This is a genomic window from Paenibacillus tundrae, from assembly GCF_030812775.1.
Taxonomy (GTDB): domain Bacteria; phylum Bacillota; class Bacilli; order Paenibacillales; family Paenibacillaceae; genus Paenibacillus; species Paenibacillus tundrae_A.
On record NZ_JAUSTI010000015.1, the window covers coordinates 9,844 to 34,045 of the forward strand.

The 24,202-nt window shown below is 44.8% G+C and carries 15 protein-coding genes and 1 pseudogene; 12 read left to right on the forward strand and 4 right to left on the reverse strand.

What is annotated here, in order from left to right; genetic code table 11:
- Nucleotides 1-188 precede the first annotated feature (188 nt).
- The 4 genes from J2T19_RS21750 (at nucleotide 189) to J2T19_RS21765 (ending at nucleotide 9,299) form a co-directional block, all read left to right on the forward strand.
- Nucleotides 189-6,935 carry a CLIPPER-2 domain-containing protein gene (locus tag J2T19_RS21750; protein WP_442418858.1) on the forward strand — a complete coding sequence of 2,249 codons (6,747 nt, stop codon included), beginning with the start codon at nucleotides 189-191 and terminating at the stop codon, nucleotides 6,933-6,935.
- A complete protein-coding gene (locus J2T19_RS21755) occupies nucleotides 6,932-8,626 on the forward strand; it encodes a COG1361 family protein (RefSeq protein WP_307219504.1) in 1,695 nt (564 codons plus the stop codon). The genes J2T19_RS21750 and J2T19_RS21755 overlap by 4 nt, the downstream gene beginning before the upstream one ends.
- Before the next feature lie 197 nt (nucleotides 8,627-8,823).
- Nucleotides 8,824-9,084: a YolD-like family protein gene (locus J2T19_RS21760; protein ID WP_307219506.1), complete on the forward strand. Its 261-nt coding sequence runs from the start codon at nucleotides 8,824-8,826 to the stop codon at nucleotides 9,082-9,084.
- A 95-nt stretch (nucleotides 9,085-9,179) separates the two neighbouring features.
- On the forward strand, nucleotides 9,180-9,299 hold the full coding sequence (locus J2T19_RS21765; RefSeq protein WP_056692350.1) for a hypothetical protein: 120 nt from the start codon (nucleotides 9,180-9,182) through the stop codon (nucleotides 9,297-9,299).
- 59 nt (nucleotides 9,300-9,358) lie between these two features.
- Here the strand turns inward: J2T19_RS21765 and J2T19_RS21770 are convergent.
- Nucleotides 9,359-10,617, reverse strand: a pseudogene (locus J2T19_RS21770) (amino acid permease).
- Between the two features lie 171 nt (nucleotides 10,618-10,788).
- Between J2T19_RS21770 and J2T19_RS21775 the strand changes: the two are divergent.
- From J2T19_RS21775 to J2T19_RS21785, 3 genes are all read left to right on the forward strand, one after another.
- Complete coding sequence (locus J2T19_RS21775) at nucleotides 10,789-11,292, forward strand: ferritin (RefSeq protein ID WP_056692344.1); 504 nt, start codon at nucleotides 10,789-10,791, stop codon at nucleotides 11,290-11,292.
- Between the two features lie 389 nt (nucleotides 11,293-11,681).
- Nucleotides 11,682-12,419 (forward strand): polysaccharide deacetylase family protein, encoded by a 738-nt coding sequence (locus tag J2T19_RS21780; RefSeq protein WP_307219508.1) that lies wholly within the window; start codon nucleotides 11,682-11,684, stop codon nucleotides 12,417-12,419.
- Between the two features lie 56 nt (nucleotides 12,420-12,475).
- The gene (locus tag J2T19_RS21785; protein ID WP_307219510.1) at nucleotides 12,476-13,399 is read left to right on the forward strand and encodes a hypothetical protein; all 924 of its coding nucleotides are present in this window, start codon (nucleotides 12,476-12,478) and stop codon (nucleotides 13,397-13,399) included.
- 147 nt (nucleotides 13,400-13,546) lie between these two features.
- On the opposite strand, the gene J2T19_RS21790 is transcribed toward J2T19_RS21785, so the two are convergent.
- The 3 genes from J2T19_RS21790 to desA all read right to left on the reverse strand — a co-directional run bounded on the left by J2T19_RS21790 (nucleotide 13,547) and on the right by desA (nucleotide 16,483).
- Nucleotides 13,547-14,146 carry a response regulator transcription factor gene (locus tag J2T19_RS21790; protein WP_307219513.1) on the reverse strand — a complete coding sequence of 200 codons (600 nt, stop codon included), beginning with the start codon at nucleotides 14,144-14,146 and terminating at the stop codon, nucleotides 13,547-13,549.
- Complete coding sequence (locus J2T19_RS21795) at nucleotides 14,143-15,291, reverse strand: sensor histidine kinase (protein ID WP_307219685.1); 1,149 nt, start codon at nucleotides 15,289-15,291, stop codon at nucleotides 14,143-14,145. Before J2T19_RS21795 ends, J2T19_RS21790 begins: the two co-directional genes overlap by 4 nt.
- A 133-nt stretch (nucleotides 15,292-15,424) precedes the next feature.
- Nucleotides 15,425-16,483: a Delta(5) desaturase DesA gene (desA, locus tag J2T19_RS21800; protein ID WP_307219514.1), complete on the reverse strand. Its 1,059-nt coding sequence runs from the start codon at nucleotides 16,481-16,483 to the stop codon at nucleotides 15,425-15,427.
- 392 nt (nucleotides 16,484-16,875) lie between these two features.
- Here desA and J2T19_RS21805 point away from each other — a divergent pair, with 392 nt between their 5' ends.
- The 5 genes from J2T19_RS21805 (at nucleotide 16,876) to J2T19_RS21825 (ending at nucleotide 23,899) form a co-directional block, all read left to right on the forward strand.
- Entirely contained in the window at nucleotides 16,876-17,715 is an 840-nt protein-coding gene (locus J2T19_RS21805) for a YitT family protein (protein WP_056692613.1), read from the forward strand.
- 194 nt (nucleotides 17,716-17,909) lie between these two features.
- Complete coding sequence (locus J2T19_RS21810) at nucleotides 17,910-19,103, forward strand: ROK family transcriptional regulator (RefSeq protein ID WP_307219518.1); 1,194 nt, start codon at nucleotides 17,910-17,912, stop codon at nucleotides 19,101-19,103.
- 36 nt (nucleotides 19,104-19,139) lie between these two features.
- Nucleotides 19,140-20,222, forward strand: a complete 1,083-nt coding sequence (locus tag J2T19_RS21815) for an ROK family protein (RefSeq protein ID WP_307219519.1) — start codon at nucleotides 19,140-19,142, stop codon at nucleotides 20,220-20,222.
- A gap of 128 nt (nucleotides 20,223-20,350) precedes the next feature.
- A complete protein-coding gene (locus tag J2T19_RS21820) occupies nucleotides 20,351-21,562 on the forward strand; it encodes an MFS transporter (RefSeq protein ID WP_307219520.1) in 1,212 nt (403 codons plus the stop codon).
- A 96-nt stretch (nucleotides 21,563-21,658) separates the two neighbouring features.
- Nucleotides 21,659-23,899, forward strand: coding sequence for a helix-turn-helix domain-containing protein (locus J2T19_RS21825; RefSeq protein ID WP_307219522.1), 2,241 nt, complete (start codon nucleotides 21,659-21,661; stop codon nucleotides 23,897-23,899).
- Nucleotides 23,900-24,202 lie beyond the last annotated feature (303 nt).

The following is a 24,202-nucleotide window of genomic DNA, read 5'->3' on the forward strand; positions in this document are numbered from 1 at the left end:
TGCATCATAATGATACGAAACTTCTTCTCTCGTATATGATGATTATAAATCACATTGAACAAAAGGCAATCATTAAATTTGAAATAAAATGTACAAGTATACACCAAAAGAAAGAAATTTTCACCATAGAATAAACAAATTCTTAGAGGGTACGTCATAGACTTTTATAAGGCTCCATATCAAGGAATATGATTTTGGATGAAGGGGAGGTGAACTCCATTCCTCTTGTCGTTCGCTCAACCGTTAACGCTACAGGAGCAATCACTTTTACGGGCAATACCCTTGGTTTAAGTCGCTCGGATACGGCAGGGGTACCTGGAACGCAAGACAGTATCGGAGGCTTTACTACAACGAATGCTGATGTGCGATACGGAACATATCCTCTTGGGACTACAAGTGCATATCAGAGCAACAGTTCCGCAGCCGTTCTAAATCTTCCTGCTGGTAGTACCGTCTTATACGCGGAATTAATCTGGGGAGGCAGTTATATTAATGGCACGGTCAATCTTAGTACAGCCATTAACAACCCCGTCAGCTTTACGACCCCGGTAGGAACGTTTAACATTACTCCAGATCCGGTCACCTACAATCAATTTGATCTAGGGAACGGTGCTGCCGGATATGTTCGTTCAGCAAATGTAACCACATTAGTGGCGAATGGCGGGGCAGGTACATACATCACCGGGGGAGTCGTAGGCACGATTGTCATTACGAATGACGCTACAGCGAATCACGCGGGTTGGACACTAGGGGTTATTTACCAGAACGGAAATCTTCCGTTTCGAAACATGTCTCTTCGGGCTGGAGGTGTTCTTGTACAATCCACTTCCCCGCCAGTAGTCACCACATTGACCGGGTTTGCTACGCCACTATCCGGTACGCTTGGGGGCAGGGCTTTATTCAGTGCACAGGAGGGAGATGCCAACCGAACCGGAGACCAGGCGCTCTTTGGCCCGACATCAGCGACTTCGGTCGCTTTATCAGGTCCGAATAACTTGGCAGCGAATTTTTTTGCGTCTCAAATTAATGGAGATACCGGAGCGCTGAACACAACAGGTACGTTTGGGACGCGTAATCAGGTGAATGGAGCTCCTGGTTCTAACATTGTTGGTGGGCGCCAAGGGTGGGATATTACAAATGTAGACGTATCTGCAAGGCTAATTAATAACCAGTCCTCAGCGGTACTAACGCTCACCACTTCGGGAGATGCCTACATTGTTAATGCCAATGCCATACAGGTTGATATCAATGCACCCCGAATTACGGTTGCTAAGGCTTCCGTCGCCACCGGAGCTGTTGCAGGGGACAGCATCCTGTATACCGTAACGATTAGTAACGGAGGTACAGCTAGTGCCGCTAGTGTGGTACTTTCGGATACATTGCCACCGGGTCTCACCTTTATTCCAGGCAGTGTCACTGTGGCAGGCGTATCTCGGCCAACGCTGGATGTGACAACTGGTATACCTCTGGGCTCATTAAATCTATCTAGTAGTATCGTCGTCACATATCGCGCATTAATCGGACCCGATGCTAATATTTTGCAACTAGTCAATTCTGCTAGTGCGGCTTTTACTTTTCAGAGTGTAGCAGGTGGATCGGTCATCACGGGTGTAATTCCATCCAACAGCTCTGTATTACCGGTATATTCTCCTAACCTGTCTATTGTGAAATCAGCGAGTACTACCAATGCTACGGTTGGGGATCAGGTGACCTACACACTTCAAGTGAACAATGGAGGCAATGTAGCGGCAAACGTGACCCTCACGGATAACATTCCTGCAGGCAGCTCTTATGTTGCAGGCAGCTTTCGTGTGAATGGCAATGTCGTGGCAGGAGCCAACCCGGCGACAGGTGTAAATCTTGGAAGCCTTGCAGCAGGGAGTGTAACGACGGTAACCTTTCAGGTACTTGTAACGTCTCTGCCTTCGCCCCCGACACTGGTGGATCAAGCTACGGCAGTCTACTCGTTCAACTCACCTGATGGACGAACGGTCAACGGTACAGTGGCATCTAACATTTTATCTATTCCTGTTACGTTACCAAATGTATTTGTGGTCAAATCAGCAACGATTACGGACGTTGCCGTTGGCGAATCGTTTACGTATTCCATCGTTACAACGAATGGTGGCATTCAGGCGATCAACAACGTTGTGCTTACGGACATTCTTCCCGCTGGAACAGCATTTTTACCTGGTAGTGTAGTCGTTAGAGGAACGAGTGTACCATCTGCCAATCCAATCAGTGGGATAACGCTTGGCACGCTGGCAGCAGGCACTTCGGCAACAGTTACATTTCAGGTTAGTGTGCAGTCCTTACCTGCGTCGGGCTCACTAGGTAATCAGGCAGTAGTGTCGTACAGCTCTGGTGCGTTCTCAGGGATTTCGAACTCGAATTCAATAAGTACACCTGTATTCCAACCTGTAATTTCAATCAATAAGTCGGCTAGCACAACAAATGCAACGTTGGGTGATCAGATTGAGTATACGTTGGTTGTTAGAAATACAGGGAATCTAAGTGCTCAAGTGAATGTAACAGATACGATTCCGGCAGGTCTTACCTTTATTGCTGGATCTGTAACCGTGAATGGCACGGCTCGACCAGGAACGAGTCCAGTAACAGGAATTTCACTGGGAACTCTTGCACCGGGAGGAACCTCGACGGTTGTTTTTCAAACAACATTGAGCTCGATTCCTTCACCACCTACCCTACAGAATCAGGCGACATCCAGTTACACGTATCAACTGCCAAGTGGTCGGAGTTTATCGGGAAGCGTAGTGTCTAATCAAGTGCAGATCGCGGCCTCTGCTCCCAATGTGACCATCACCAAAACCGTTAATGCGCCTGATGTTACAGTGGGTGAGATTCTAACCTATACGGTGGTAGTTACAAACGCAGGCATCGCTGCTGTACAAAATGTCATTGTCTCGGATGCCCCATCCACAGGTCTTGAATTTGTGTCAGGCAGTGTAACCATTAATGGGACTGCTGCGAGAGCAGCAAGTCCAATTGCTGGTATTGCGATAGGCACATTAGGTAGCTCCAGCAGTAGCTCGAACAGTGCAACCATCACGTATCAGGCAAGAGTTACAGCGGTACCGACCACAGGTTCTGTTAGCAATCGAGCGGGTGCTGCATTTACAACCGGTAGTTTTAATGGCGTATCTTCCTCCGTTGTTGTCACAACTCCAGTTTTTCAACCGATCATACAATTGGTGAAATCCGCGAGTACAAACAATCTGACAGTAGGAGATTCGTTTAACTATACCATTCAAGTTAGTAACAGGGGGAATATCGCTGCAGTAGTGACGATAAACGACCCTGTACCCGCCGGAGCAGTATTTAACACGAATAGTGTCATCATTAACGGTGCTCCAGCCCCAGGCGTAAGTCCGAATACCGGAATTAATATAGGGCAAATTCCTGCCGGGGGCAGCGCTACGGTAACCTTTGTTGCCACCGTAACAAGTCTGCCAAGTTCAAGGCAATTAACGAACCAGTCAGGAGCGGTATACAACTTTACTCTCCCAAGCGGAAGAATCATTACAGCTACTTCTTCCTCCAACACAGTTACTGTTCCGGTATCTCTTCCCAATGTAACGGTTGTCAACAGCGATAATCTAGACTATGCCGTGTCTGGCGATACCGTTATTTATACGTCAGTCATTCGGAATAATGGAACGGTTGCGGTCAACAATGTTGTATTTAACAACCCACTTCCAGCGAATACCCCGTTAGTACCCGGAAGCGTCATTGTGAACGGGGTTTCATTCCCGCTCTCCAATCCGTCAGCCGGTATTCCAATCGGTACTCTGGCTCCAGGAGCGGAAGCTACCGTAACATTTGAGGTGAGGATTACTATGCCGGTTCCTTCGCAGATTAGCAATCAGTCTACGGTTAGCTTTACATCAGGTACATTCTCGGGATCATCATCCTCCAACACAACAGTGACCCCGGTGATACAACCGCAGATCTCGCTTGTGAAAACGGCCAACACAGTCAATGCAACCGTAGGGGATACAATCGTCTACACCGTGACTGTAAGTAACACAGGAAATCTGGAAGCTATCGTCACGTTAACGGATGCAATTCCTGCGGTGACTGCCTTTGTACCCAATAGTGTCGTTGTCGCTGGAGTGCCTCAACCCGGAACTTCACCTGTAACGGGAATCCCAGTAGGGAATGTAGCTGCGGGAGTAACAGCTACTGTAACGTTTGCTGTGATTCTATCTTCATTGCCAACACCTCAACAACTGAGCAATTTTGCCACAGCATCATTTACATTCACTCCACCGGATGGAAGGACATTAACGGGATCGGCCACGTCCAACACACTTACATTCCCTGTATCTGCTCCAAATGTGGCTGTGGTGAAAAGTACAGCATCCACCGCAGCAGCAGTTAATGATACGGTCACGTATTCTGTTCTTATCACGAATAGTGGTATTGCGCCAGTAAGCAATATTCAATTTTCTGATCCGATCCCAGCCGGGTCTTCCTTTGTTGCAGGAAGTGTTACGGTCAATGGTGTTGTCCAACCTACAGCTAATCCGGCAGGAGGAGTAGCACTTGGCACACTGGCACCAGGAGCAAATGCTACCGTAACTTTCAATGTAAGAGTCAATGAGATTCCACCAGGAGGACAGTTAAGCAATCGTTCCACAGTTACTTTTACCTCAGGTGCATTCTCAGGAACAACCTTCTCCAATACGGTAGTAACTCCTGTTTTCCAACCTATACTGTCTGCTGTCTTAACCGCAAGCACACAGAATGCAACGGTAGGAGACACGGTTAGTTACACAGTAACAGTAAACAATCAAGGGAATTATGGTGCTCAGATTAACTTGTCTGCCGCAGTGCCGACGGGTACGATTTTTGTCCCGAACAGCGTCATTGTGAATGGTCAACCACTACCTGCAGCGAGTCCTATAACAGGTATTCCGGCAGGGAATGTGGCTGCTGGAGCAACAACAACGATTACGTACTCGGTTGTCGTTGATAGTCTGCCAACGCCGCAGCAATTGGTTAATCAGGCCACTGTAGCGCTTGCCTTTACACTTCCAGATGGAAGAAATATTACAAGTTCTATTCAATCCAATGTCGTCACGATTCCTGTTTCTGCTCCAGATATCGCTGTTGTTAAATCAACAACGTCTACGGCAGTCTCCGTTGGAGATGTTGTAACCTATAGCATCGCTGTAACAAATAACGGTATTGCCAGTGTCAGCAATGTCATATTTACGGATGCGATCCCAGCCAGTACAGTACTGGTGGCAGATAGTGTTTATGTAGACGGCGTGTTGCGTCCCGGAGTTAATCCATCAACTGGACTTGCATTAGGCTCTATTGCACCAGGAGCAACGGTAACGGTTGTATTTAGCATAAGAGTAACGGCTCTTCCAGCAAGCGCGGTACTCAACAATCAATCCACGGTCAGCTTCACTTCGGGAGCTTTCTCTGCAACAACCTTCTCAAATACGGTAACGACACCGGTATATCAGCCCATTTTGACTGCGGTCAAAACAGGAGATCAGGCTCTTGCTACGGTTGGGGATACGGTCGTGTACAGCATTGCCATCTCCAATGCCGGAAACTATGGAGCAACAGTGACACTTACTGATACGATTCCTGCAGGAACCGAACTGGTTCCTAACAGTGTCATTATTAATGGAGCAAGTGCACCTGGTGCTGATCCTGCTTCAGGCATTCCTCTGGGCGTCGTCTCTACGACAACGATGGTCATGTTTTCGGTTGTAATCGTAACATTGCCGCTCAGTCAGTCGATTGTTAACCAAGCTTCCGCAACGTTTTCGTATACGCTACCTGATGGTAGAACGCTTGGAGGAAGTTTAACTTCTAATTCACTCGCGATTCAGGTATCGGCTCCTGATGTTACGGTTGTCAAAACAACACCTGCAACGGACGCTGTAGTGGGGGACACCATTGTTTATGAGATGGTCATTACGAACAACGGAATAGACCCAGTCAACAATGTATTATTAACAGACCCTATTAGTCCAGCGGTAACATTTGTTACAGGCAGTGTGCTAGTGGACGGCGTCGTTAGGGCATCGGCAAACCCTGCCTTAGGTATAGCTATCGGCACACTTGCGCCAGGGGCTTCTGCATCAGTGTCTTATGCTGTACGTGTTAATACGTTACCTTCACCGCCTCAAGTGAGCAGCCAGTCCTATGTAAGTTTCACATCTGGGGTGTTCTCTGGTGCTTCATATTCCAATACGGTCGTAACGCCGATCTATCAGCCGATTATTGCTGTAACCAAAACAGCCAGTACTTCAAATGCCACAATTGGTGACACCATTATTTATTCTTTCTCTCTAACGAATACAGGAAATCTGGCTGTTCAATTAACATTGACGGATTCCATCCCAGATGGGACCGTGTTGCTCCCGAATAGTGTACTGATCGATGGTGTGCCACAACCGGGAGCTGATCCTAATACAGGTATTGTCGTTGGTACGCTGCCTCCGGGTGCATCTGTTAATGTGACGGTTACCCTTGGAGTAACGGTGGATTCGTTGCCACAGAATCAGCAACTTATTAACCAAGCTGTCGCTGACTTTACGTTTAGCCCACCAGATGGTCGTCAGTTGTCAGGCAGCGTTGATTCCAATGTTCTTGTCATCCCTGTGTCCGCACCGAATGTGGTCGTTGTCAAGAGTACAAGTGCTATTGATGCAGTGGTAGGCGATGTTATCACGTATACTATTGTTGTAACGAACAGCGGTATTGAGGTCGTCAACAATGTCGTCATGGTCGATCCTGTGCCAACAGGCAGTGTGTTTGTACCAGGGAGTGTAACCGTGGATGGCGCAGCACGTCCAACCGCTAATCCGAATACTGGAATTACGCTGGGCTCTATTGCCGCAGGCGCTTCAGTCACAATTACATTTAGGGTTGAGGTTGTGGTGATATGAGTTCGACTTCCGATTCGTGGTCACATTGGCTGCAGAATCAATCATTGGTTCGATTTAATTCTGGTACGGCTGAACAGGAGCAAGTTGCTTATTCGAATACGGTCGTTACACCATGGGTAGGGCCAAGACTGGAAGTTCATAAGCAATGTAGTGCCACGGTAGCCACATTGGGTCAGTCCTTGATCTATCTAATTGAAATCGTCAACTCTGGCAATCGCACGGCTACCGTATATGTCACAGATCAGCTATCGGCTGAGACTGCTTTATTGCCCAATAGCGTGCTTCGTGATGGAATTCCATTGCCTGGTTCTTCGCCAGAACAAGGCTTGCCACCGAGTGAGATAGCGCCTGGAGCGAGGCTGCGGTTCCATTTTCAAGTGATGATTATTCGTTTACCCGAAAGTTTGAAGTTACTGAACCAGGCTCTTGTCCGTTATGAGTTTGTAACATCGGAGGGGAGAGCGTACAGGGGGGAGGAGAGGTCGAACACGGTGGAGGTCAGTCTCGTCTCTCCGCGTCTTGAGATTGCTCTGCAAGCAGACCGTGTTCAGACTTTTCCAGGTGACATCGTAACGTATAACATCATTGTACGTAATCCTGGATTCGTGACCGCGACAGATGCTCAAGTAACGGTCTTATTACCTTCAGGTATTCAATTTATTCCTGGAAGTGTTGTTGTGAATGACATGTTCGTTCCTCAGATGACACCAGATTCGGGAATCCTGATTGGGAATGTGTTACCAGAACGTTCGATACAGATTCAATATCGTGCCCAAGTGACAGCTGTACTGGACACAGAAGGGATTACTAGTCAGGCGAATCTAAGTTACATTTCAGCGGGTCAGCGAGAAACGGTCTCCTCCAATGTAGTTACACTTGAGGTCATTCAGCCTCGAATTTCCATCAGCAAAACGGTGACTCCAGAGCTCGCGACGGTGGAGGAGACAGTGTGTTATGACATTACGATTGCAAACGAGAGCCGTTATGCAGTAGATGCAACGATGCTGGATGTGCTGCCCAAGGGAGTGAGGTTTGTTGAAGGAAGTCTTGGTTGGAACGGAGTCAAACGACCCGGTGCCAATCCGACTCTAGGATTCAATCTAGGAACGCTGACTGCGCGCTCTACCATGCATATTCAGTTCGAGGCACAACTTGTGAGGGTAGATCAAGTGAATCCTCAGCAGCTTGAGATTGTTAATCAGGCTCGTCTGCTCTATACGTTTCGATTACCTGATTCGCGAAATGTGCAGCGGACAGTGATGTCGAATGATGCAACCATTCAATTAAAGGTTCCCATAATTACAGTCTATGTGGAGGTGTCTCCGACACTTGTTGAAGCAGGTGGGGAGGTCGTCTTCCATGTTCGAGTTACCAATATTGGCAGTTGGCCTGCGCGAGTACAATTAACGGATATATTGCCGCCGGGAGCTAAGTGGGTTGGGCGCGCCCAGGGAGAGTTACAATTAAATATTCCCGAATATTCTACACCACGAAATCTGCATTTAGGAGATTTGGAGCCAGGCAAGGAGAAAGAGCTTTCGTATGTTGTTCAAATTACCTCTGATGGAGATATAACGAAGCAGCAAGGTTCGCTAACCGCGAATTATTCCTATGAATGGAGAGGACAGCGCAGAATAGGACAGTCTTTTTCCAATGAGTATACGATTTTAGTGGAAGAAACAGACGAATAGCACCAACGAGGTTTTCATTCCCTTGTTGAGTAATTTTGAGTAAGTTGTTTGCTTCCAGAACTTGTTCAACAGTTGTGACCTTCGAATCTTCGCCAAAACATTACACGAGCGTAAATGAATGGTATACTAATTGAATATGGCTGCAGTAATCACCCTGCGGATCGGGATACCGGATTAGTTGTAGAGGAGGTCGTATTTTGGCAAAAGCAAAGGTTGCAAAGAGACCCACGCGGGATGAATTTGAACTTGAGGAGCTAGGCAATCAATTGGTCGAAGCCTACCATGAGCGTTCAGAGGTATTGTTGACGGTATGGGGGAAGGAAGAGCAGGTTCGAGGCGTAATTATCAAGCTTGATTCACGTACAAGGCTGGTGCATGTAGAGCATACCGAAGAGGAGTTTATGGCTAAGGTTCCTTTCTTGGATATTATGCGTGTAGATTCACCCAGATTTATGTAAAATAGCCCAACATATAAAATTAGGGATATTCGCCTTGTCAAAACCCTCCGTCCTGCATAAGATAACCCATACCTGTTGCAGAGGAGGTACGGTCAATGAGCGAAGTATTAGGTGGAGACACTAGAGGCTACGGATACGGAGGTTTCACTTCTGTAGGTGCCATTTTGGTTCTGTTCATCCTGTTGGTTATCATCTCCAAAGCGTTCTTGGTATAATTGCATAATGGAATGAAGTAAGCTCTGCCGCCGAGGCAGAGCTTTTTCGTATAGTGGTTTCATTGGATGGCCTTTCGATTACGACTGAGTAGCCCATAGAGAATGATGATAACTACTGGATATAATACCGCCCAGCCTACAAAAGGAAAAATGACTGCTGTAGCGATGAAAGAGACCCAACTTATCACGACTCCAGCACGATTGCCTCTAAGTAATCGAATCCCTGCTGCGCAACCTCCTAGATAGGTTAGGATAAAGGTTGCGTTCGGAAGCTGGATCAATGTGGTTAAGGAAACCAATCCCGACCCATAAATGCCGAGAACGAGGATAAAACAGATGGCCAGGAAACCGAGTGCTGCAATTGGCGTATGGAAACGACCGGATAGACGAGTTAGCCATTGGGGTGCAGCGCCTTGTCTCGCTAGTGCAAATGCCACGCGGGAAGCAGCACCGGTATAAGCGATGACCGTAGCTGTGCAGATAAATACTCCCGTTAAACCTGCGATTAAACTCCCCCAAGAGCCGAGCGCTTGACTAATAATCCATACAAGAGAAACGTCTGCTCCACCATGCAGATAACTCTGAGTACCTACTGTGGCAAGAGCCGTTAGGAAATAGAGTACGCCGACAACAATGGCGGCTATGGTCACACCTTTGATCGCAGCCTTTCGGGATCGGTAAACTCTTCAGAGAGATGGGATACAGCCTCCCAGCCGATGAAGCACCAGAATAATATGGCTCCTGCTTGTCCTACACTTACCCACCCATGGGGCACTAAGGGTTTAAAATGATTGGAATCCAGATGAGGCACAGCGAGAATAAAGGTCATGATCAGTACGGCAACAATTGCGATGACAACGCCGATTTGAACTTTGCCGGCGAGCTGCATACCGACGATATTAATGAGGAGTCCCACCGTTAACATCATGGCTGCAATGGCAATACGAGCACCTTCACCCAGTCCAAGAGCAGCCGTCATATAGCCTGCACCGGTTAGTGAAGCGACTGGAGCACCGATGGGCACAGACATGAGGAAAAACCAGCCGATCATCGTTCCTGCCCGTGAGCCAAAAGCAAGTGTAACGAAATGAGACACACCACCTGCATTCGGATAACGGGCGGAGAGAAGACCCATGGACAAAGCGAGTGGAAGGATAAGCAGAACCATCCCTCCCCAGGCTAATAACGAAGCCGGTCCAGCTAGTTCAGCAGCAAGGCCAGGGACAATTAAGACACCCGAGCCGAGAACAGCACTTACATACAGTGCAACCGCTTGCGGCATACCAATGGTTTTTTTGAGCTCGGTTGATGATTGCATAAGAGAGATGTACCTGCTTTCTAGGTGGGAATAGTGAACCTGTAACTATGACATTATATAGGAGAAACCAGCGTCTAGTCATTGACGAATTTTGTAGAAAAACAATGTTAGTCCTATGGACAATATGGTAAGATAGGAACATCCCGAGAGAAAGTAAGAGGTGTATTCACGATGAGTAAAGAACTGACAGAAGCGCTGAATGAACAGATGAATTTTGAGTTTTATTCAGCTCATGTATATCTTGCAATGGCTGCATACTGTTCCAGCAAAAGTCTAGACGGTTTTGCTAACTTCTTCATTGTACAAGCAGAAGAGGAACGTTTTCATGGTATGAAAATCTACAAGTTCTTGAATGACCGCGGACAACGTGCAACACTTGCGGCATTGCCTGAACCAAAGAATGAGTATTCTTCCATGTTGGATGTGTTCGAACATGGTTATGCCCATGAACAACAAAATACGAAGAAGTTCTACAATTTGGCGGACATTGCATTGAACGAGCGTGAACACGCAACAATGTATTTCCTGAAATGGTTCATTGATGAGCAGGTGGAAGAAGAGGCGTTGTTTGATAATATCATTCAAAAGCTCCGTCGCATCGAGAAAGACAGCAATGCATTCTATATGCTAGATGCTGAATTTGCTAAACGCTCATTTACAGCTCCAGCAGAGTGAATGGTTCGATACATTCGGCTCATGTGATGTGAGAATGATATGAATCCGTCTGAGCTTGTGCGAACATAGATTTACATACAAGAGGCCTGTGCTGTGCAGGCTTTTTTGCGTTGTGTTCTAATTAATTTTACTGAGTCTATCAAATGGGTCAAATTAGGTTAATAGAATAATATGTAATTATTTATTTATCCTGCAGGGCATTATTCAACTCAAATCTATCATTTTCGTTTTATTTTTTCGGTTAATCTGACAAAAGTGTAACTCGACCGTAGCATTTAAAGCGAGATTGATAGGCATCTTTCTTGATAGAATTGGTGTTAATCGCCAAGGGATGCAATGAGAGATTTCTACACCCGGGGAAATACAAGACACAAGGGAGACTTCAATTTATGTTACATATCCGCAGATCATGGATCACCGCACTTGCTATTCTACTTATTATTCCATTACTTCTACCACAGTCGGTTTCTGCTAAAGCTTCTTCGAAAGATAACGGAGCTAAGGCTAACAGCAAAATCATATATCTGACGTTCGACGATGGGCCAACAGCACATACGGGGCAGCTCTTAGATATTCTCGATCAATATCATGCCAAAGCCACATTCTTCATGCTCGGCCCTCACATGGAAACCTATCCAAAAGCGACGAAGCGTATCGTTGCTGACGGGCATGGCTTAGGTCTTCATGGCGTAACACATGTTCCGGGCAAGTTTTACAAAACACCTTATACTGCTCTGAAAGAAATGCAACAGGCCAATGTTAGTTTGAATAAAGTGGCTGGTGTCAAAACAAGTTTGGTACGTACACCATATGGCAGTAAGCCATATATGAAAGCTCCATATCGGAACGTGATGCTTGCACAGGGTGGATTTCATATGTGGGATTGGAATGTAGACTCTGAGGATTGGAAATACAAGAAAGACCATCAGAGAGTTTACAACAGTGTAATGAAGCAAATTCATAATGTCCAAAAAAGTGGAACAACTCCAATTGTACTGATGCACGACCAGGAGGCGACTTTGAAAGTGTTACCGAAAGTGTTGCAAACCCTCAAATCCGAGGGGTACAAATTTGAAGTATTGAACAAGAGTGTGCAACCGGTGAACTTTTGGAATGACAAACGATAAGACATACGAATGACGTAGAAATGACATTCAAGGACGGATTAGAGGAGGAACACAACATGAGAAAACAAAAACGATGGGTTATTATTCCTGTTACGACAGCAGTTCTCCTTGCGCTTGCGGGATGTGGTGGTCAAGACACCAATACAGCAGCAGAGCACACACCTTCGGCAACCGCTGGAGATCAAATAGGCTCAGGAAACAATAGTATAGACTCCACTGCTAGTCAAAGCAATGCAGGGGGAGCAACGAGTAATACAGATACGTCCAATGGAGATACCGCTACTACTTCTAATACAGAAACATCTGGAACAAAGAGTGGAAGTGCAGAGACTTCACAGCATGAGGCTACCATTAGCGATGTAGTTAAAGAAATACGTTCTCAAGTTAAAATGAAAAATGTAGTTATGCCAACTTCATTCAATTTAGAAAAAGGCAAACACTTAGGAGCATATATTGGGACGAATACGGCTGCTGATTTTCAAGTTAACTTTTATGCTACGGACAAGGCTCTACCTGTTAATGATTCATCGCTTTCCTCCAGTAGCGGTCTAACACCGCTGGCATCCTACGAAGTCAAAACTTACAAGGATCCAGATTCTACAGGAATTTTCCCTGAAACGGATCTGAACAACATCCCACAAGAGATGACAGTTGATCTTGGTCACGGCATTAAGGGCATGGTGGAAGGTGCAGCTGGCAGCCAGTACCTGACGTGGATGGAAGGTAGATGGACACTTCAGATCCGCTCTGTATCCGAGGATAATATGAACAATCCTGGCATTGCGAAGAAGATGGTGGAATATCTAGAGTCACATACCTTACCAGCACCGAAAGACAAGGGATTCGTTAGCGTGAATTATCCGAGTGGCGGTAAATCGGTGAATGTCGTTATTTCATGGCAGAATGGTCAGCAGATTCACCAATTGAAGACTTCTTTGGTACCTAATGAAGCACTAGGTATTGTGGCATCTGTGAAATAAGATCGTTATCCTGGTATCCTAAAAGGCATGTGTAGGACTACTTGGAATCAGAAGATCCAATAAAAAAAAGCTTGGCAGGAATGAGGGGACTAACCTCATTTCCTGACCAAGCTTTTATTTCGTTCTTAATGATTTAAAGCGGTGCTTTCATTTAAACCAGCCCTTTTCTTTAGAGCGAGTAATGGCTTCAATGCGGTTGCTTGCATTGAGTTTATTGAGAATAATGGAAATATAGTTGCGTACCGTTCCTGTTGTGATAAATAAATGACCTGCAATTTCCTTGGTATTCTTCCCATCTGCCATCAGACCAAGTACAGCGTGCTCACGTTCGGTGAGTGGATTCTCTTCTACATATGCCTCGTCCACCAAATCCGGTGCAAAGATGCGTCGTCCGTTCATCACTTGGCGGATGGCTTCAGCCAGCTCCTCAATTGGACTATCTTTCAGTAGATATCCACGTACGCCGCCTTTCAAAGCACGTTCAAAGTAGCCGGTTCGTGCAAACGTAGTCAGAATAATAACTTTACAGTTCAGACCTTTCATTTCTTCAGCGGCCTCCAGACCGCTTTTGACAGGCATTTCGATATCCATCAGACAGATATCCGGTTTGAGCTCTTGAACAAGGTCAAGGGCTTCTTGACCATTGCCCGCTTGTCCGACAACCTCCATATCCTCCTCCAGATTGAGCAGGGAAGATAAGGCGCCTAACATCATACGCTGATCTTCGGCGATTACGATTCGGATCATTGTTCTTCCTCCTTTATCGGTTTGCGAACCAGTTTCGGTACTTGGATGGCAATGCGCGTTCCTTCCATGTCCTCTCCAGATTGAATATCCAGACAGCCATTGACGAATTCTAAACGTTCTTTCATGCCTAATATGCCAGTACCGCGCCGATCTTGTTTACGTGTTCGTTCTATACCTATGCCATTATCCTGAACCGTCAGAATGTTGGCTGAGGGGGTCTCTTGAAGACGGATGGTGCATTCCGTTGCCTGACTATGCTTAACAACATTCGTAACAGCTTCTTTCAGACACATGCCCAGCACATTCTCGTTAAGCTGAGAGGTATCCTGCAATTTAGGATTGCCTTCCAATACAAAATCAATGGAGGCCGCCTTCAGAATTTGTTCGGCTCGGAATAATTCGTCAACTAACTGAGTGCCGCGCATCGTTGTAACCATCTCACGTACTTCCTTGAGGGCTGTGCTTGCCGTCTGCCTCAGATCATTCAATTCAATTTCAGCTTGGTCTGGATTCATACGAAGCAGACGTTTCGCCAAATCGGTTTTGAGGCCGATTAAGGAGAGCTTTTGTCCAAGGGTATCATGCAGATCACGTGCGATCCGTTGGCGTTCTTCCATTTTGACTAGATCATCTAGACGTTTATTGGCATTTTCCAATTGGCCTTCCAATTGTTCACGCTTATTTTTGTTATACGTACTGACCGGAAGTAGGATGGAGGCCATGAGACAGATGAAGACAAACGGAAATTGACTAAGTAGCAATGAGCTTTGATTGATAAAGCCATAATTAATCGTCAGAAAACTGGTTCCCAGATTCACCGAATATAATGTGATGAATCCTGCTTTATTTTTAATATTTCCAATAAAGAAAGCAAGAAACAAAGAGAAATAAGCATAGTCATAGGCGATAGTCATCGTAATGGAAATGGCAATTAAAAGTCCGATCCACATGTAAACCTGCCAGCCCTTGGTGATGAAGGCGAGCAGATAACACACAAAGAACACCAGGATGATGACAATCCCCGTAACTAAAGTCCACAATTTAGAATATTGGGAGATATAATAGAACGGCAGTATGAAGAAAACAAGCCATACATAGGGGTTTAATCCTGTGTTTTTATAAAAAAGTTGCGACCACTTCTGAATGGAAATTCTCCTCCTTGGAACTATAAGGCACTGCTCAAACACACTGATTTTGAACCGTGTCTATAGTGTACTCAAACTTAGCCTGACTGTAGCACGACTTTGGCTTGAATACAAGAAAACGAATCCGACAGAGTTAAGGCTTCTCTGTCAGACCCGCTTGGTTGGTTACACGAATTGTTGGTTGAACATAAGGCTTGCGGGGAAGACTCTTGATCTGTCTGAAACTAATAAATTGCTTAGATTCTTCGTCCCACAGGCGGAATCGCAAAGCAGCTAGACTTGAACGTAAAGTGATTGTCGTTGCTTTTTGCAAAGGTGGTGTTGAATTATGTGCCTCTTCAAGATAATAGTTCGGTACACGAGGACTCAGATGATGCACATGGTGGAAACCAATGTTACCACTGATCCATTGAAGCAGTTTGGGTAGCTTGTAGTACGAGCTTCCTTCCACAGCAGCTTTGACATAACTCCACTCATCTTCATGCTCGAAGTAAGTTTCTTCAAACTGATGCTGCACGTAGAACAACCAGATGCCGAAGAAACCAGAGAAGAAGAAAACAGGTATCTGTACCAGGACAAATGCCTGCCAGCCAATCAACCAGCACATAAGTGCATAAAGACCGATGATGAGAACTGTAGTTAAGTGAGTATTGATGCGCTCTTTGCGTCGTGCTGCCTTACGATTAAATCGGTAAGCAACGAGGAACACATAGAATGGACCAATGCCAAACATCACAAGTGGATTGCGATAAACACGATAGAACAAGCGAACCCAAGGGGAAGCGGCTTGGTATTCTTCCACAGTCATAATCCATATATCACCCACACCGCGTTTATCCAGATTACTGCTGGTAGCGTGATGAATGGAGTGCTCATTTTTCCATTGCAGATAAGGTGTCAGGGTCACTACACCCGTAATGGTTCCCAATATGTCGTTTGCACGTTTGCTTTTGAAGAATGAACCATGGCAGCAGTCATGGAAAATAATAAACGTTCGAAGTACAAATCCCGAGGCTACAAGAGCGATCGGTAATGTCAGCCAGTAGGATATGGATAAGCTATAATATGCTGCCGCCCACAGCAAGAATAATGGGATCAGAGTATTAATCATTTGTTGGATACTTAATTTGAGATTGTTTTTTTCATAAGGGGTGACTTCTTTTTTTAATGCCATTTCTTTCGTTTTGCTCATTAGCGAATGTCCTCCTTCAATCATTACAACTTTACGAGTATGAACTCGGGCTTTAAGTTGTAACTCTCGTTTCCCGTTAGAGTCTATTTGGGAAGCGTTTTTATTATTGTAAAAGAATCAGCTCGTGACAGTAAGTCATAAATGTCATGCTTTATCATGATAAATATCAAGGATCGACCATGACATTTATCATATACAGATAGGATATAAAATGCGTGTATGGCGGGGATCGAAACATATTATTAAAATCCTTTGTACAATTTGTGTAACAGTTTGTATTTTGTATACAAATTTTGGCGATGACATGGTAGAATCTATTTTGGAGTAAAACATGACAACTTATGAGTTATGAAGTATAGGTTGAATTTTTGATGGATTGGATGGAATGCATGATGAAGAAAAGAATAACGGATATTTTATTTATTATGGCGGGTGCATTTCTATTTGCGCTGGCTGTTAATCTGTTTGTCATCCCGAATGATCTGGCTGAGGGCGGCGTAACAGGGATTACGATTATTTTGTATTATCTCTTTGAGTGGTCGCCTGGATTAATGAACTTGCTGCTCAATGGGATATTATTGATTGTAGGTTATAAATTTCTGGATAGAACAACGACGATTTATACGATTGTTGCCGTCGTATTTAACTCGTTATTTCTACATTTAACAGAGAGCTGGACGATTGATTCGCATGAACTCTGGATTAATACGATTTTTGGTGGATTATTTGCCGGTCTAGGGATTGGATTGATTGTAAGAGTAGGAGGAACTACAGCAGGGACTGTAATACTAGCTCGTCTGGCAAATAAGTACTTGGACTGGAATATCAGTTATGGGTTATTGTTCTTCGATCTGATTGTAGCGTTCTCGTCTTTCTTCATTATAGGACCACAAGGATTGATGTGCACGATCGTGATGCTCTTTGTAGGTACCAAAACGATGGAGTTTATTATTGAAGGTTTGAATCCAAAAAAAGCAGTCACGATAATTTCGACCAAACAGGATGCGATTGCCAAGCAAGTTATTGAGAAGATGGATCGCGGGGTTACTGTTTTGTCCGGGCACGGTTATTATACGAAAAACCCAAAAGAAATCCTCTATATAGTTATTAGTAAACAAGAGGTATCCATGTTGAAGAAAATTGTACGTGCAGAGGACGAAATTGCTTTTATTACGATTCATGATGTACGTGACGTATTTGGAGAAGGATTTATTGAACTGTCCAAATCATAATGGGAATTAAAATGAAATATGTGAGAGCTGTGGTGTCTACACACTGCAGCTTTTTCTATGGTGAGATAGATTAGATTGTATATAAAGTCACAGACGAATTTACAGACAAAACGCTGTACACACCCCAATCTCGATGCTATATTGAATACAATTAGTTAATAAACTTAACTAACTATTATAAGGAGGTGATTCAGGTGGCTGGTACACCGCAATACATACGCAATCTGAACGAGAATCTAATTCTTGATGCCCTGATTGCTCATGGGATGTTGTCTAGAGCGGATATCAGCCGGCAGACCGGACTGAGCAAACCTACGGTATCGTCGGCAGTAGAACATTTAATTGCACGAAATCTCGTGTTGGAAACAGGAAGAGCGGAAAATGCACAAGGACGCAAAGCCACGCTCATTCGTTTCAATGAACTAGCCTATTACATCTGCGGGGTTGATATCGGAGCTACCCGAATTCGCATAGCTCTATCTAACCTGAATGGAGAAATCTTAGATTACCAAACCTATCCGATGTCTATTCAGCAGTCGGAGCCTGGGCAAGGGGAACAATTACTCCAGACGGTTCAGAAGCACCTGGATGAACTATTGCAGCATAATCATCTGAATTGGAACGAGGTTCAGTGTATAGGGTTTGGTATTCCTGGTGTTGTTCTGCCTGGCTCCGGAGAGATCAGTCGGATTGTAGACCCTCTAGCTGGGCTAGAACAAGCGTTGTCCCTGGATTCCCTATCCGCCGCTTTTCCCTGTGAAGTGATCTTGGATAATGACGTCAATCTGGCTGCGTTAGGGGAATACAGGGATGGTGCAGCATCCGATTCAGAACTGTTTGTATTTATTTCTCTTGGAGTGGGCACTGGTGCGGGTATTATGGTGAATGGTCAATTATTGCGTGGCATGAGAGGGCTAACTGGAGAAGTAGCAGAGATGATGCAGGAGGGGCGAAGATTAGAGGACGTTCTGTCTGCTGGTGGTTTGACAGATATGGCCACCAATCTACTGGATGAAGCTCAGCTTCAGCATAACGACCCAAGGATCATAGAGCTACGTAGTCAACTAACTCCTGAGAAGTTGTTTGAGGCGGCTCGTCTGGGGAACAGTTATGCTGTGGAGGTTATCAAAAAGTACTGTCAGATGCTGGCATTAACATTGCGAAATATCAGCGTGCTTCTGGCGCCACATTTAATTGTACTTGGTGGAGGGATCGGAGGTAACGGAGACGTGTTATTGCCTTACCTGCAAGAGATAATGAACGAACAATTCCCTGTTCAACCTGAATTAATCTGCTCCAAGCTTGGTGAACGGACAGTTGTGACTGGCGCGGTGCATATTGCTCTACAGCAAACCATGCTAAAGCTCCAACAAGAGACAGACGAATGATGGACTGACAATAAGGACGAGAGGTAGGGACAGAGAATGAATAATTTTAACAGTAATACTCAAGGGACTAGACCTCAAAAACCTCTTCGCGCAACAGAGCCAGTACGTTCTCATGGTCAAGCTGATGCTTTAGATCGTTGGGTCATGGGAATTGATATTGGTGGTACCAAAACATTGATGTTATTGTCATCGGAAAAACCAGGCAGTGAAGTACGGGAGCGGAAGATTCCAACCTCTGCGGCAGAGCAACCGGATGCATTCTTTAAGTGGTTATTTGATGAAGTCGCCGAATTTTGTAGGGATAGTGGAATTGAAATAGCTCTGGTAAATGGAATAGGGATGGGCTTTCCAGGCGTTATCCTCAATGATGAAGGAATTCTTCGCAATGCGCCAGTGTTCCAGTGGGCAGAGGAAGATATCAGACCTGTGATTGCAGCATATTTTAATGGAGATATCTATCTCGATAACGATGTAAATATGGCAGCCATGGGAGAATTCGATCGTGGTGCAGCACAGGGTCATCGACACTGTGTGATGGTGACGGTGGGGACAGGGATCGGTTCGGCGCTTATTCTTAACGGACAATTATATAGTGGACAAGACGGAGCTGCAGGAGAAATTGGACATTTTATTGTTGGAGACGAAGGAATTAATAGTCAGTACAAGGCATCTTCAGATACATTTGGTGCGTTCGAGCTAAATACATCAGGTACAGGCATTACGCAACAGGCACGACGTTATTTTACAGATGGAGCTGGCAATACACACTCGTTACTTCATAGCCTTGCCGATGGAGACATAAGCCAGATTGAGGCTCGGCATGTGTTCAAAGCTGCTGAAGCTGGCGATGTTGCCGCTCTTGAGATTCTGGAGGTGCCATTACAATATATGGCGAGAGGGCTGGCTAATATTGTCGCACTACTCAATCCATCCATTATTGTCGTTGGAGGCGGTGTAGCAGCTTCTAATCCTGAGTATTACTTAAATGAGGTACGCAACCGTCTAAGTCGATATACCACATTGGCTACAAAAGTCGTTGTCGCTGAACTTGGCAATACGGCAGGGGCCATCGGCGCATTGGCGGCGATCCGCTTGAGATTGCCAAACGGTAAGATGTGACCCCATTTGAACAGCAAACGGAATGTTATTCTATTATTGGAGTGGTCAGATAAGCGTTCTTAGGTTGAACTTATATACAACTTATATAGAAAGAGATGCCATTACAGGATTAAAGGATGGAGATCCGGATGAGAAGACATATGAAGGCATACACAGAGATAGAAAAAGCCGATTCCAACGAAGCAAGGCATGTATTAATGAAACTGCAGGGTCTATATTTGTTTATGGGACTTGCTGGAGGGATATTCAATCCCTATATTAATCCGATTTTGGTGGCACAAGGCTTCTCTAGTAAAGAGACCGGATTTATTATGGCGTTTGGCACACTTATATCCATAATCCTTCAACCGATATGGGGGATTATGGTAGATAAGTTTAAAAAAACTCGCTTTGTGTTAGTAATAAGTTTGCTAGTTCCTGCGTTGTTAGCGTATTTCTATAATATTGAAGTGTACATTATATTAATATTGATTTATACTTTATGCACTATATTTCAAGTAACTCAGATCCCTGTTGCTGACTCTTATGCAGTTACCGCAGCTAAGGCAGCCAATACTTCCTATGGTATGATTCGATTGTTTGGAAGTTTAGGAACAGGGCTTGGAGGATTTGCAGCCGGGATATATCTCTCCCAATTCTCCATTCATATGTTATGGCTGCCCTTTCTAGTATTTAATGTGCTAAGCGCCATTCTGGCCAGCACACTTCCCCGGCAAACCAGTATTTCTTCTTCCTCGGTGACCTTCTCCGTAGGATTAGCAAGATTGTTGCGTAACCGAACATTCCTTCTATTTTTAATCGGCTGTTTCCTAGTGAATCAAACGCTAACGGCGTTTAACTCCTTTTTTGTCATATCATTTCAAATGGCAGGTGGATCTGTTGCTATGACAGGCACAGCACTGCTCCTAGCCTCTATAACGAATGTGCCATCCATGCTTGCTGCTGCATTTATTCTTCGAAAATGGGGACATGAACGAACCATGTTATTGGCTGCAGGCGCGTATATGCTTCGTTGGGGGATACAATGGCTCTGGCCAACACCCGAAGTAATGATCGGGATTCAAGTATTACATGGGCTATCCTTTGGGTTCTTTTATATCGCAGCCGTTGAATATGTAGCTTCCGTTACAGGACGGGAAATGCAAGCGACAGGTCAAAGCCTATTTAATATGGTATTCGCAGGACTTGGTGGCATTGTAGGCAACATGTTAAATGGTTATTTATTAGATTCAGGTGGGCCTTCACTTATGTATTTGGCTTGTACAATCAGCGCTGCGTTGGGAGCATTTATTTTGTTTTTCGTTAGCAGACAGGCCAAGACTCAACAATCGTTGAACTAATTTAGAGGAAGAGAGCTCAACAATGGAGCCAAACCAGCGGTCAGAAGCATGTTCTAATTTTGTAATTACAGCATGAAGTGGAAGGAGAGGATGCTTTTGAAAATACATTTGAAACGGAATTGGTATTCAAAACTGTTATATTCATATTTTCCTATTTTTTTGCTGACAATCTCCGTCTTGATTTTTCTCTCCTTCCTGATTGTTAATGAACTCTCGCGCAACGAAACGAAAAAAGCTGATCTGATCTCAACTCGTTATATTGTGGATACATTGGAACGCCAACTGGGGGATATCGAACTTCGTTTACTGGAAGACATCGGCTCGAATAAACTTTATAGTCGCTTTCTAGAAGCGGGTCAAAGGCAACAATCAACACAATTTATTTACGATGCTGCAAGTGGATTAGCCCAAATGACGGATCAGCAAGATATGATCCAATCCATTTACCTGTATCGCACGTCTGATTCTCAAATTTTGACCTCAAGAGGTTTGGTTCGTGTGGAGGACTTCGAAGATCGTGCATATATCGAACAATCGTTGAACAGTCGCCAAAATCTGAATTGGAATCTGCCCCGAGATTATAAAGAACGTTCATTTGATACGCCAACCCAAGTCATTAGCATGAATAAGTGGTTACCTCTGCCGTGGGGTGGTGAGGGTTTACTCGTTATTTCAGTGAAAATGTATGCCGTGCAGCGTCAGATTGAAGCCATGACGAATGAACAATTATCTTTTATTCAGATAAAAGATCCCAGTGAGCGTATCATCTATAAGACACATGCAACAGATGGCTCTGTCGGTGAAGTTCTGAATCGGGTGTCTGCTGACAATCTTGGCATAGTCTTTGAGAGTGGGATTCAATCCGGGCAATTGTATGCTTGGGTATCCTTAATCTCTTATGTATGGATTGGCATCGGAGTGCTTACGATCGTTGGCGCTATCGCTGGGATTATCTATATTACTCGCCGGAATTATAGACCCATTCAGTTGATGATGAACCGAATTCAGGCGTTGCAACCACGCGCAGAAGAAGATGAAGCGACACCTTCGGTTAAGGATGAATTGGCTCTCATTGATCGGGCGTTGGAACATCTTATCGCGCAGACGGTAGATTATGAGAAGCAGCACCATGAAAACCTCCTTATTCACCGTAGACAGCTACTCGTCGATCTGATGGAAGGCGAACGAATGGATTCATTTCGCCAAAGACTGCGTCACCTGAGGCCACTTGATGAACGTTTCATGGAACCTGCAAGCGTTGCTGTATTGATTGCTGAGATGAATAGTGAGGATCTGTCATCGAATCAGAGTATATTGAAACTCGCAATCATGAATGTCGTGGAGGAGCTTGTACACAACGAGCCCAATTTAGGTGCATGGGCCGAATGGTTTGGCAATCGTAGACTTGTTGTGGTCATCACCTCGGATGAAAAGGAAGGGTTAGACCGCGAAATGCTAATGGAGCTGGCGAAACAGCTACATATGTGGATCGCGGAACATTTCCGCATTCGATTCACGTTTGGGATTGGACGCACTGTTACGGGATGGGAGCAGATTACGCAATCGTATACGAGTGCGGACGCAGGCTTACAGCATCGACTGACATTGGGGAAAGATGCCATCGTCTTAAGTGAGCAATTGCCAGATCGTGCGGAACTGCAATCCTACAAGTATTTGCAAATGTTGGCTGACATTGTTCGAGAATTTAGGTTAACCGGTGATGGCTGGCGTGTAAAATTGGACGAAATGTTTATTGCCTTTAGTGAGGAGCAGATCAAGGATAATGAGATTCGAATGATGCTTCAGGCTCTAATACAGATGTTATCGCGTGAATTTGGTGATTGGTCTGAACGATTACAGGGCCAGTTTAATGAGGAAGTTCTAGACACGCTGCGCAGCGAGATTCAGCAGGCAGATACGTTAGTTCATATCCGAGAGATTTTATTAGGCTGGCTGAAAGAGCTCTATCGGAACTATGTATCTGTTCATGAGACGAAGAGCCATAGAGCGATGATTAATGAGCTGCGAACCTATATTGAAGAACATTTTGATGATCCTGATCTGTCTCTTAAACATCTTAGTGATCGTTTTCAAATCTCTGGCAAGTATGCAAGTTATCTGTTCAAAGAAGAATTTGATATGAAATTTGTTGATTTTCTAATGAAGTTGCGAGTTGAAAAGGCATGCCGACTGCTGACCTCGTCCGATACAACCGTTCAAGATATTGCTCCGCAGGTGGGATATGCAAACGCCATTTCGTTCGGGAGAGTTTTCAAACGGATTACAGGGTTTACTCCTGGCGATTACCGCAAGCAACATGGTAAACATGAAAGCTAAGGTCTTTCCAGGCTATGTTGCTGATACGTTAACGAGGACAGATATGAGATTAAACTTAAAATAAACCAAGATGTACTTACAATGTACATCTTGGGCAATGGAGACCACGGTTAATGGTGGTCTTTTTGTATGGAGATAAATCCATTTAGACTAAACCGAATAGGAAAAGATAATGACTATAATTCGTTAAAACTTACATATTAATAACATCATGAGTTTATTCTTTGAACATATAAGTTACATATAACTCAAGAAAATTGTATAATTGCAGGATTTCAGTTTATTTTCGCTATAAACGCATCA

Coding starts and splice junctions, on each gene's coding strand:
- J2T19_RS21775 (WP_056692344.1), top strand. CDS start 10,789: ATGAGTAAAGAACTGACAGAAGCGCTGAATGAACAGATGAATTTTGAG.
- desA (WP_307219514.1), bottom strand. CDS start 16,483: ATGAGCAAAACGAAAGAAATGGCATTAAAAAAAGAAGTCACCCCTTAT.
- J2T19_RS21790 (WP_307219513.1), bottom strand. CDS start 14,146: ATGATCCGAATCGTAATCGCCGAAGATCAGCGTATGATGTTAGGCGCC.
- J2T19_RS21805 (WP_056692613.1), top strand. CDS start 16,876: ATGAAGAAAAGAATAACGGATATTTTATTTATTATGGCGGGTGCATTT.
- J2T19_RS21755 (WP_307219504.1), top strand. CDS start 6,932: ATGAGTTCGACTTCCGATTCGTGGTCACATTGGCTGCAGAATCAATCA.
- J2T19_RS21820 (WP_307219520.1), top strand. CDS start 20,351: ATGAGAAGACATATGAAGGCATACACAGAGATAGAAAAAGCCGATTCC.
- J2T19_RS21815 (WP_307219519.1), top strand. CDS start 19,140: ATGAATAATTTTAACAGTAATACTCAAGGGACTAGACCTCAAAAACCT.
- J2T19_RS21765 (WP_056692350.1), top strand. CDS start 9,180: ATGAGCGAAGTATTAGGTGGAGACACTAGAGGCTACGGATACGGAGGT.
- J2T19_RS21780 (WP_307219508.1), top strand. CDS start 11,682: ATGTTACATATCCGCAGATCATGGATCACCGCACTTGCTATTCTACTT.
- J2T19_RS21750 (WP_442418858.1), top strand. CDS start 189: ATGATTTTGGATGAAGGGGAGGTGAACTCCATTCCTCTTGTCGTTCGC.
- J2T19_RS21785 (WP_307219510.1), top strand. CDS start 12,476: ATGAGAAAACAAAAACGATGGGTTATTATTCCTGTTACGACAGCAGTT.